We start from the raw sequence: 10631 nt of genomic DNA on the forward strand, positions 1-10631 counted from the left end.
GGATTGGATGAAGTTGGACTTTTAAGTCGTCCTGCCGTGCTGGTGGGACTGCAGGTTAATTTTACCGGGGGGTTGGGATTGGTGCGGTTTTAGGGTTCTCAGGAGTTTCTGTATTTAAACACCTCCCATTGCCTTTGTCTTTCTGTAGAAACGGATGTTATGCAGGATTCCTGCCACGGTTAGCCCGGCAATTAAACCTCCCCACAATCCCTGAGGACCATATTCTGCAATAAATCCGAGATAATATGCCAGCGGAATTCCGATTACCCAATAAGCTACGAGGTTTACATACATTGGTACTTTAGTATCTTTTATTCCACGCAGCGCTCCGAATCCGCTTACCTGAAGCCCATCAGAAATTTGAAAAATAGCTGCCATAAAAAGCAGTTGAACGGCCATATTAGTCACATCCTGATCGTCGGTATAGATCGCTGAAATATATTCCGGAAACAGAAACATAATCATTGCGGTGAATGTCATAATGAAACTGGCTGTGGCCACACCCACAAATCCCCTGAACCGGGCTTCATCCGGTCGATTTCGACCAATAGATTGCCCAACCCGTGCCGAAATAGCAACGGAGAGACCAAATGGTATCATAAATGTCATTGCGGCAAAGTTAATGGCCACCTGGTGCCCGGCAACCGCTACCGTACTGATGGTTCCGACCAATAGACTTACCACGGCAAACATGGTTACTTCCATTGTTGAACTGATTCCAATGGGAACTCCGATGCTGAGTAGCTCTTTTAAATATTTCTTTTCAGGCCACCGGAATTTTCCGAAAATGTCGAATCGTTTGTATGAGTCAAACTTCATCGTAAACCAAAGCATAGCAATGAACATCACCGTAAAAACAATGGCCGATGCATACCCGGTACCTATAGCGCCAAGCTGGGGAAAGCCCAGTTTACCAAACATCAACACATAGTTTGCAGGTATATTTACCAAAAGTCCAATCACGGCAATAAACATAGCCGGACGGGTGACGCTCAAACCCTCACTGAAATATCTCAGCGCGCCAAATGCAAAAGCGGGGAAAATTCCCCAGGCGATTGCTTTCAGGTAGCCGGATGCAATGGGGATGATTTCGTCCGTAATTCCAATCAAGACAAGAATAAAATCCAGATTTCGCAGCAGGAAAAAACTGGGAATAGCCAATATAAGACTTAACCAGAGAACCTGACGGGCATTTTTCCCGATCAGGTCAAAATTTCGTGCTCCAACATTCTGAGCAACGATGGGAGTGACCGCCATCATGCATCCCAGGCAGAGAACCACAAAAGGCATCAAGGTGCTGGAACCTACAGCTACGGCTGCCAGGTCTTCGGGCGATAACCGACCTGCCATCACGGTATCCACAAAACTCATGCTCATTTGCAAAAGCTGCGTGATAATTACAGGTACACCTATTCGAAGCAATGATGATAGCTCCTTTCGGATGTCAGTTCGATATGTGGGTTGATTCGTATCCATCGGTTTGAGAAGGCAAATGGTACGAAGAAATGGAGAGACTTGTTAGCCCTCAAAATGGAGAGTGAGCGAGATATTACAGGGCAGGAAATGTAAGAGTAAATGTGGTGCCGGCACCCGACTCAGATTCAAATGTTATTGTCCCTTTATGAGCCTCTACAATTTTTTTTGTTATGGCCAGACCAAGGCCGGTTCCGCTTGATTTTGTGGAAAAATTGGGGACGAAAATTCGATCCCGGTCTTCCGGCGCGATACCTGCTCCCGTATCAGAAATTTGAATTTTAATGGATTGGTTAACCTTCTCACCCGTAATGTAAATTTCAGCTTTTCCTTCTTCTTGAGCCTCAATTCCATTCTTGACCAAATTGATAAAAACTCTGCGAAGTTCATCCTCAACACCGTTTACTTTTAGCTCATACTCTGCAAGACTGCTCTCAATGGATACATTATCATCATGGATATAGAGTTCACGTATGGATGTAAGTAGTTTTTTTAAATCTACAGGCTCAAAAGGATCCTGTACCGGTTTGGCAAATTTTGAGAAGTCAGACGCGATTTTATTGAGTGACTCAATCTGTTCAATGATATTTTCTGCAGTTTTCTCGATGATCGGTTTTAACTCCATCACTTTATCAGGGTTGGCTTCAAGCCGCTGCTGCAAATGTTGTAAGTTTAATTTCATAGGAGTGAGCGGATTCTTGATTTCATGAGCAACCTGCTGAGCCATCTCTTTCCAGGCTGCTTCCCGTTCGGCCTCAACGAGTTCTTTTCGTGTCAGCTCCAGTTTTTCAACCATCTCATTGTAGGCTTTTGCCAGTGAGCCAATTTCATCTTTACCGGTTACTGCTACTCGAATATTCATTTCTCCCCGGGAAATTTTACTCAAGCCTGTTTGAATCATTTGAAGTGGTTTTGTCAAACGGTTTGATAGAATTACAGTACCGATAATAAAGATGGCAAAAATGGCCAGATAGATTACAAAAAGTGAGCTTGTTGCTTCCAAAAGCTGTTCCCGATAAACGGGGGATTCTACAAAAGTTGGAATAGCCACAACACGGGCTGGTTGATTGTTCTCATCAAGCAGTGCCCGATAACCGATGAGCATTTTCTCGTTTGCAATTTCAGTAGTGGTTGTAAAATGCCGCCGCTCCCTGTTGTAGAGAAAGTTGTACACGTCATAGGGCATGGTGCGCGGCATCACATACTGTTGAAAGATTTGAGGGGTGGTGGAGTCCAGTACATTTGCACCGCTAAAAAGTATGGCGTCTACATTGAGTGAGGAAGCATATTCAGCAAGCCTGGTTGTACGTCTTCCGGGTTGTTCAAATTGAATTTCACCCCGCAGAGATTCACTCAGGCTGTTTAATTTAGTGATGAGCTCACGTTTTACATTTTTTTCATTTTGCTGGTTAACGGCAACCTGGGTTGAAATTATTAAGACTGTCAGAAATATTATGGTAGCCAGAGTTAATCCGTCCAGAAGCCTATGCTTGAATTTTTTACTCTGTCCGAACAGCCTGAATGCTCGAAATCCCGCAGTTGAAAAAATGGCAAATAGAAACAGACCGAAAAATATCAGTACAATTTGATATCTAAAAAATGAGAAGAGAAGAAGGTTAAAGCCAGGCATCGGAGTACTCGCTTTTATAACGGTGTCAGAATCTTTTCGAACCAGGATCTCTCTGAATTTTCCTTGAGATGTAGCATTTGTTATATAAGCAACGCTGTCCCGTTGAGATATTTCCGACTCACGGGCAGGAAGCCTATTGTACTGAGGCTGATTACTATAAATCCCCTCCATTGATGTTCGGTTAACGTTTCCATCAACGAATTCAGCCATATAAAAACTTCTATCCAATTCTTGGACGGAATTAGCGGAAAGAACAGCCCGCATTGGCCTGTTAAAGTCGGGCCTCTCCAGGTAAGCAGCCGCAAAAATCCACGCTATTTTTTCATCAAAACCGGTTTCGTCATAAATTGGTATCCATCCCCGGTAAAAAGATATAAACTGTTCTCCAAGTTCTGCAGGTCTGGTGTCCCATATAATCGGTCTGTTGGTTAAACGGCGCAGCTGTTCACCTTCATATGATACTCGCATGGTGGTCATATCTACCAGAGAGCGCCATCCGGGAGAATCCAGATTTGTAGAATAATCGCTTATTAACCTGCCATCAGGAGTGAGAAGCTGTATTTCAAATGAGTGTTCTCGCCATTCTGGACGTATGCTGTTTTGAATTGCTCTCTGAAATTGTCCCTGTATAGTGGCGGTTCGTTGCTGAATATCTTCTTCTGTTAAAAAAATCAGAGAGCTTTCCAGGTCTGCCAATAAAGATCTGAGAATTTTCCGGGTGTTCAGTACTTCTTCATTTGCAAATGCTATTGCTTTTTGATTCAACTCTCTGTCAAGCCGGTTGCTGGATGAACTCCACACTATAAAATAGATAGATGATGTAATCAGCAGAACCGATAGAAGAACTTTCCTGAAACCGGACATGTCTGAAAAAATCTCACTTTTTTCATGAATGGTCTGTATGAGAATAAGAAGTATCAAAAAGGTAAAGAGACTGGCAAAAAAGACAGGGGAGAGAAACGTTTGAAGCGTAAATACAACATCGATTAAAAAGTAGGTTAGTAAAAAAGCAAAAAGAGCAACAGCACCAATTACAACCGATTTATCAATTTCAAACCGGTATAGGTAGAGCCCGGTACAGATAATGATGCCTGAAACGGAAGTGAAGAATGTAGCGGAGCTTATATAAAAAATAAAGACGGAATAATCAGGGGCTAACTCCAGGTCGAGCAATGTGAGCGGAGAGCCTATCAAAACCTGTTGAGTTTGGTAAAAAAGAAAAATAATTAAAACAGAGGAGCCGGCGCCTAAAGCTGATGCCAGCAGCAAAGTTTTTAAGTGAGATTCTTCCGATGTTTTTTGATTGGTGTAAAGGACAAATCGAATGAGAGGAATGAGCAGCATCGTAAGAAAAAATGCGTGAGCACTGTATGCCGCAAGCTCATAGTAGGGTTCCGTGTTCCAATCAGGTGGAAGAAGCTCTGCAAATATCCAGTCAGACAGTACATTAAAATGGAAAAATAATCCCCATAGCAGTAACGGTATGAGAATTAAAAAACGAAACACAACCAATTTTTCGGTGTAGGTTGTAAATGCTGTGAAAAGAATAACCAGGGTAAGAATTAAACCCGCATATATGAACGATCTCCATGTAGCAATGCTTTCTGAAACATTCCGGATAAATATTTCAGAGTCTGCCGGGTCAGCGTGGACAGTGCCAACTGAATCAGACGTTTCAGTTGAAAGTGTAAGATATGGTAACTCTTCAGGTGGGCTGGCGAAGAAATTAAAAGTAACAGGAAAGTTGCTTTTTAATTCCGGTGAATCGGAGAGGTGAAAAGATACCCTGTCGGCAAACGGGAGATTTGTAGTCTGTTCTATTTTGTCGGCGGTAAGAAGAAGAAATTGTTCATCACCGGGCGTAAATGATCTCTGTCCAAACAGATATACAACGTTATTTCTTTTTTGGACACTAACTCTCAGGGAGTCGGATGAATCCAATGAAAGAATTGGGGATGGAGTGAGGCTAAAGCCATTCCAAATCCATCGATCTTCTTCGTGGTATAGAGAGCTGCCCCAAAATGGGAAGTTGCGAAACCGATTGTGAATTGCAGGTTTGTTTTGTTCTGTGAGAGGTAGCTGAGAAACTTCACGATAGAGCTCATCAGAACGATCTTTAAAATCTATATATAATTGATTAAAGTGGTCCTGAGCTTCAGATAGACCAAGCTGGATCTCTTCACTGAGCTCTTCATCTGTCAAAGATCCGCCGGGATTATAATTTATTTCAAAGAGTATAAGCAGTGCCAAAAGACCCAAAAACCCGATAGAGCTGAACGTAAGGAAATATGATTTTTGGCTGCTCAAAGGTTGGATTGGTTTATCAGTTATTTTGTAACTGATGTCAAAAAGTGTTTGATGTCAGTTACTTAGGTAGCTTCATCTTCGATATGTGTAATCTTTGCATCATTCCACATTCGTTCAATACCATAATAATTTCGTTTCTCTTCGGTAAAGATGTGGACAACTACATTTACGTAGTCCAATATAACCCAACGGCGAGAGTCCTTGCCTTCCTGTTGCCATACATTTTCTCCCAATTCATCTTTAACCTGTTTTTCCACACTGTTGGCCAGTGCTCGAATTTGTGTGTCTGATGTACCGTGACAGACAATAAAATAATCAGCTAGAGTTGTAAGCTCTCTTACATCAAGAAGAACAATGTCTTTTGCTTTTTTCTCAAGTAATCCCTCGGTGATGGCATTAATCAGAGTAGATGTATCCACACTTTTTTGGGAAGAGGGTTTAGTGAATTGTGACTCAGCAGTTTTAGTCGTGTTTGTCATAGGCGTCCTTACAAATTTAAATTTTCGAAATCATTACCGATAATTAAAGTTACATCTAAATAAAATTCAGGAGATTCCTCTCTTAAAATAAATCGTTCATCTATGCCAATAGCATGAGCAACTCGTTTGGCATTTTCAACTTGACCGTTTCTTGAAATTACCAATGTGTTGGGTACATCAAAGTGGTCAAAATTTCCGGTTTCTACCACATCAAATCCAAATTGTCTCAAAGTGCCTGTAAATTGATTGGCCAACCCTGAAATTCCAACTCCATTCAATACCTCCATTTGTATAACGTTGCTAATTAAGGCCGGGTCTTCAACTACACGTTCGTTTACAATACGGGGGTAGAGTAACCTGGTTCCAAGTGCGAAAAGCAACAGGAGGAGCAGAACACTAAGAAATCCGACTACGGAATTAAGGATTAAATTATTTGTTTGATCTTTTCGGGAATCCTGAGTCATATATCGTAATTAATAACCGATATATCTTCTGCCAAATGGAGAGTGATAGCTTCCGAAAGAGTTACGATAGGGATTTTGAGAAAATTCAACTGAAATACGTGTGTTTTCAGAGAATTTATAATCAATCCGTGCGCTGTCAATAATAATTTGAGTTCCCAGATTATTATTATTCATGAAACTGTTGCCAAATGGAGAGTGTAACAGAGACACGTTTAATTGCGCATCTAATTTGTCACTCACATCAAAAAACATGGAATTGGTGTAGGCGTTCAGGTTTTGAGTTTGCCCGCCAAAATTTGCAAATGACATGCTGTAAGAGTGGCTCATCGTCATATTAAGCATATTCATCCAACTACCTGTTGAAGCCTCACCATGAGTATGCGTTACGGCACCCGTATATTCATCAGGTTGATATTGAAGATCTTCCCGCAGTTGTGCTTCAGCAACAAGTGCTGTAAATGTAAAAATCAGAATCAGTGTAGTAAAAAATTTCATAGCTGTTATAGACTGGTAGTTGACTTACAGTTAGGTAATGCTATAAAACGAGTAATCGTTTAATTAATTATACATAAACAGACGCAGTTAGTAAATACGCCAAAAAAATTAAAAATGTTATAAAAGTTATTACGGGTAACGGATGTCGCACGTTGTTATTTGTTAAAGGGCATAAAAGAGCCTATATTTGAAAGCTTCCGAATAGATGAATTTACTAACAAAAAATCCCTACCGTTTTGAAAATGAAACTTACGGATTTCAAATTTGAAATCGAAGATTTTAATGTACCTGAAGAGCCAGCTGATCCGAGAGATTCCTCAAAGTTAATGGTGCTGAATAGAGAAGATAAGTCAATCAAGCATGAGAAGTTTTCTGATATTCACAAATATTTGAATAAAGGTGATGTTGTAGTTTACAATAATACCAAAGTTTTTCCTGCTAAACTCAAAGGGAAAAAAGAAAAGACCGACGCAGATATTGAGGTTTTCTTACTCCGAGAGCTAATGCCGGAAAATATGCTTTGGGATGTATTGGTAGAGCCTGCAAGAAAAATCAGAATTGGCAACAAGCTCTATTTTGGTGAGGATTTAATAGCAGAAGTTGTGGATAACACAACATCACGTGGAAGAACGATTCGTTTTCTGTATGATGGTCCAAACCAGGATCTCTATGATCGTTTGGATGAGATAGGTGATATGCCGCTCCCTCCTTATATCGAAAGAGAACCAAAAGAGAGCGATAAGGAAAAGTATCAGACAATTTTTGCCAAGGAAAGAGGCGCGGTTGCGGCTCCAACCGCAGGAATGCATTTTACTCCCGAGCTGGTTGAAAAGCTGGAAAAGAAAGGGGTCGACTTTGTACCTGTTACACTGCACATAGGCTGGGGTACATTCAGAAATGTTGAGGTTGAAGATTTAACCAAGCATAGAATGGATTCTGAGAACTATTTTATTTCTCAGGAGACTTCAGATCGTATCAACGAGGCACTAAAGAGCAAAAAAAATAAAGTAATTGGATGTGGTAATTCATCTGTTCGGGTTATCGAAACCAGTGTTATGGCCAGCGGCATGTCGAAGCCCGGTACAGGCTGGACGGATAAGTTTATCTATCCTGACTACGAATTTAAAATTACCGAAGGTGTTATTACTAATTTCCATAGGCCTGAATCGACATTGTTGATGCTTGCATCTGCATTTGGCGGTTTTGAATTTGTAAAGGAAGCCTATAAAGAAGCAGTTGCCAATGATTACAGATTTTTCTCGTTTGGCGATGCAATGTTAATACTGTAATGTTTTGGGTTCCGGTTCAAAACAAGTAGCACTGGTGGTGCCGGCGGCAGGGTCGGGGACAAGAATGGGTGAGGAAATTCCCAAACCCTACCTCACTATTGCCGGCAAAACAATTTTGGAACATACTCTTTTGCAGTTCAGGCAAGTTGATGCGATACATGAGTTGATTGTTTCAACATCTGAGTTCTTCAAAGATCAAACCTGTGAAATAGTTGCTTCTGTATTCGGCGACATAGAACTGACAGTAATTGAAGGAGGGGCTGAGAGACAGGAGTCTGTATTCAAAGCCCTTCAATATGTTTCTGATTCTGCAGAGTTAATTGCAATTCACGATGCTGTCAGGCCTTTTGTTTCGAAACAGCTAATTCTTGAGTGTATTAATGAAGCTTCCAATCCGGGAGTTGACGGGTCAATTTTAGCAACTCCGGCAAAGGATACTATCAAAGAAGTTGAAGATGCTAAATATGTAGTGGAAACTCCCAAAAGAGAAAGAATGTGGCAGGCGCAAACACCACAAATATTTAAGAGAGAAGTTCTATTGAGGGCATACAATAATGCAACCATGCGCAAACTTATGGGAACAGACGACTCTTCTTTGGTAGAAATGATAGGAGGTAAAGTTTCTGTCATCAAAAGTACAACCGATAATTTTAAAATTACCTATCCGTTGGACTTCCAACTTGCAAAGTTAATCCTGTCAGGTAAGTAAATATTATATGGACGTTAGAATTGGGTACGGATATGATGTTCACGCATTTGAACCGGGCACAGAATTGGTTCTGGGCGGTATTAAGATTCCATTTTCCAAAGCGCTCAAGGGGCATTCAGACGCAGATGTTCTACTGCACGCTATAACTGATGCGCTACTAGGATCTTTAGCTCTGGGTGATATTGGAACGCACTTTCCCGACACGGATCCCGATTATGAAAATGCAGATAGTATAATTCTGTTAAAAAATGCCTATCAGTTAATTCTGCAGAGAGGATACTCTTTAACGAACCTGGATGCTACTGTGGTAGCAGAAGCGCCAAAGTTAAATCCGGTTATACCTGATATAAGGGATAAAATTGCAGAGGCTCTGGATTGTGACAAGGATAGAGTCTCTATAAAGGCAACTACTAGTGAAGAGATGGGATTCATTGGGCGCGGTGAGGGGATTGTAGCGCAAGCAGTGGTATTAGTAAAAAAGTCTGAATGAAGTTATGGGATTTGAGCTGTACATAAATCAAATAGTAGACTGGGTGTTTACCTTGTCCCCGTTTAAAATCTATTTGATATTTACAGTAGTAGCTTATACCGAAAATATCATTCCACCTATTCCTGGAGATGTTTTAGTGGCATTTGGCGGATACCTTGCTGCAGAACAGATAGTCGGTTTTGTGCCACTCTTGACAATAACAACGCTCGCTTCAGTTTTTGGCTTTATGAGTATGTATTGGATAGGTGCGCAATTTGGTTATAGAATAGAAGTTCAACGAAGTAAGTTTTGGTTGATGCGCATTGTTGATATTAAGTACTTCGACAAAGTGAAGAGGTGGATGCAGCGATGGGGCCAGGGCGTAATTGTTGCCAATCGTTTTCTGGCAGGTACCCGATCGGTTATTTCTCTGGTGTCAGGTATTACAAAAACCAGAGTGTCAACGACGATTTTGAGTTCTACAGTTAGTTCTTTTGCCTGGAATTTTATTTTATTGGGCTTCGGGTGGATTGTTAATGAAAACTGGCAGATTATCGGGCACTACTTAAATATATATGGGCGAATTGTTTTAGGGCTGATTGTTGCATTTATTGTTATCAGATTCACAATAAAGAAGGTAAAAGAGAGTCGTAGAAATAAGGGTAAAAAAAATTAACAAAAGGGTTGATTAATACCGGAGATGTTTTTAGATTTTAAGTCTTTCGCAAACGGGAGGTATATTCCGTTCAGGAAAGATAGGATGAGGTTTGATGGTTCACCTGAATTAGCTTGTAACTCTCATCATGGAAGTGTTGAAATTTTGATCAGCCAGTGTAGCTCAGGGGTAGAGCAGCTGTTTTGTAAACAGCCGGTCATCGGTTCAAATCCGGTCACTGGCTCTTTGGATAGCGTTATCCAAAAAGCACTGAGGGGGGGATACCAAAGTGGCCAACTGGGGCAGACTGTAAATCTGTTGTCGTAAGACTTCGCAGGTTCGAATCCTGCTCCCCCCACTTTGCGGGCGTAGCTCAATTGGTAGAGCATCACCCTTCCAAGGTGAATGTTGCCGGTTCGACTCCGGTCGCCCGCTCTCTGAAAAAAGCCGATATAGCTCAGAGGTAGAGCACTTCCATGGTAAGGAAGGGGTCGTCGGTTCAATTCCGACTATCGGCTCTTCAGGTTGAATATTCTAGAAAAATAAATCATAAATAATCTTTTTTACCATGGCAAAAGAGAAGTTTGAGCGGAGTAAGCCGCACGTAAACATAGGGACGATTGGTCATGTAGACCACGGTAAGACGACATTAACGGCAGCG

At 41.3% G+C, this 10631-nt stretch carries 10 protein-coding genes and 4 tRNA genes; 9 read left to right on the forward strand and 5 right to left on the reverse strand.

The window, feature by feature from the left end:
- Positions 1-114: 114 nt before the first annotated feature.
- From ACESM0_RS10455 to ACESM0_RS10475, 5 genes are all read right to left on the reverse strand, one after another.
- Entirely contained in the window at positions 115-1476 is a 1362-nt protein-coding gene (locus tag ACESM0_RS10455) for an MATE family efflux transporter (RefSeq protein ID WP_372906162.1), read from the reverse strand.
- Positions 1477-1549: 73 nt separating this feature from the next.
- A complete protein-coding gene (locus ACESM0_RS10460) occupies positions 1550-5410 on the reverse strand; it encodes a sensor histidine kinase (RefSeq protein ID WP_372906163.1) in 3861 nt (1286 codons plus the stop codon).
- Positions 5411-5472: 62 nt separating this feature from the next.
- Entirely contained in the window at positions 5473-5889 is a 417-nt protein-coding gene (rsfS, locus tag ACESM0_RS10465; protein WP_372906164.1) for a ribosome silencing factor, read from the reverse strand.
- Positions 5890-5897: 8 nt separating this feature from the next.
- Positions 5898-6353, reverse strand: coding sequence for a LytR C-terminal domain-containing protein (locus ACESM0_RS10470; protein ID WP_372906165.1), 456 nt, complete (start codon positions 6351-6353; stop codon positions 5898-5900).
- Between the two features lie 9 nt (positions 6354-6362).
- Positions 6363-6848 (reverse strand): hypothetical protein, encoded by a 486-nt coding sequence (locus ACESM0_RS10475; RefSeq protein WP_372906166.1) that lies wholly within the window; start codon positions 6846-6848, stop codon positions 6363-6365.
- Positions 6849-7090: 242 nt separating this feature from the next.
- On the opposite strand from ACESM0_RS10475, the gene queA reads away from it, so the two are divergent.
- From queA to ACESM0_RS10520, 9 genes are all read left to right on the forward strand, one after another.
- Positions 7091-8137: a tRNA preQ1(34) S-adenosylmethionine ribosyltransferase-isomerase QueA gene (queA, locus tag ACESM0_RS10480; protein ID WP_372906167.1), complete on the forward strand. Its 1047-nt coding sequence runs from the start codon at positions 7091-7093 to the stop codon at positions 8135-8137.
- Between the two features lie 4 nt (positions 8138-8141).
- Positions 8142-8846: a 2-C-methyl-D-erythritol 4-phosphate cytidylyltransferase gene (gene ispD / locus ACESM0_RS10485; protein ID WP_372906168.1), complete on the forward strand. Its 705-nt coding sequence runs from the start codon at positions 8142-8144 to the stop codon at positions 8844-8846.
- Positions 8847-8853: 7 nt separating this feature from the next.
- On the forward strand, positions 8854-9336 hold the full coding sequence (gene ispF / locus ACESM0_RS10490; RefSeq protein WP_372906169.1) for a 2-C-methyl-D-erythritol 2,4-cyclodiphosphate synthase: 483 nt from the start codon (positions 8854-8856) through the stop codon (positions 9334-9336).
- 4 nt (positions 9337-9340) lie between these two features.
- The gene (locus ACESM0_RS10495) at positions 9341-9991 is read left to right on the forward strand and encodes a DedA family protein (protein ID WP_372906170.1); all 651 of its coding nucleotides are present in this window, start codon (positions 9341-9343) and stop codon (positions 9989-9991) included.
- A 151-nt stretch (positions 9992-10142) separates the two neighbouring features.
- A tRNA-Thr gene (locus tag ACESM0_RS10500) sits at positions 10143-10214 on the forward strand.
- Between the two features lie 31 nt (positions 10215-10245).
- A tRNA-Tyr gene (locus ACESM0_RS10505) sits at positions 10246-10328 on the forward strand.
- A gap of 4 nt (positions 10329-10332) precedes the next feature.
- A tRNA-Gly gene (locus ACESM0_RS10510) sits at positions 10333-10405 on the forward strand.
- An 11-nt stretch (positions 10406-10416) separates the two neighbouring features.
- Positions 10417-10488: transfer RNA gene (locus tag ACESM0_RS10515), tRNA-Thr, on the forward strand.
- A 50-nt stretch (positions 10489-10538) separates the two neighbouring features.
- Positions 10539-10631, forward strand: a 93-nt coding sequence (locus ACESM0_RS10520; RefSeq protein WP_002583150.1) for a GTP-binding protein, incomplete at its 3' end; no start/stop codon positions are given.

Source organism: Rhodohalobacter sp. (assembly GCF_041686455.1).
Lineage (GTDB): Bacteria > Bacteroidota > Rhodothermia > Balneolales > Balneolaceae > Rhodohalobacter.

Excerpts from the sequence above, each read along its gene's own strand:
- queA (WP_372906167.1), top strand. The coding sequence starts at position 7,091 with ATGAAACTTACGGATTTCAAATTTGAAATCGAAGATTTTAATGTACCT.
- ACESM0_RS10470 (WP_372906165.1), bottom strand. The coding sequence starts at position 6,353 with ATGACTCAGGATTCCCGAAAAGATCAAACAAATAATTTAATCCTTAAT.
- ACESM0_RS10455 (WP_372906162.1), bottom strand. The coding sequence starts at position 1,476 with ATGGATACGAATCAACCCACATATCGAACTGACATCCGAAAGGAGCTA.
- rsfS (WP_372906164.1), bottom strand. The coding sequence starts at position 5,889 with ATGACAAACACGACTAAAACTGCTGAGTCACAATTCACTAAACCCTCT.
- ACESM0_RS10495 (WP_372906170.1), top strand. The coding sequence starts at position 9,341 with ATGGGATTTGAGCTGTACATAAATCAAATAGTAGACTGGGTGTTTACC.
- ispF (WP_372906169.1), top strand. The coding sequence starts at position 8,854 with ATGGACGTTAGAATTGGGTACGGATATGATGTTCACGCATTTGAACCG.
- ACESM0_RS10475 (WP_372906166.1), bottom strand. The coding sequence starts at position 6,848 with ATGAAATTTTTTACTACACTGATTCTGATTTTTACATTTACAGCACTT.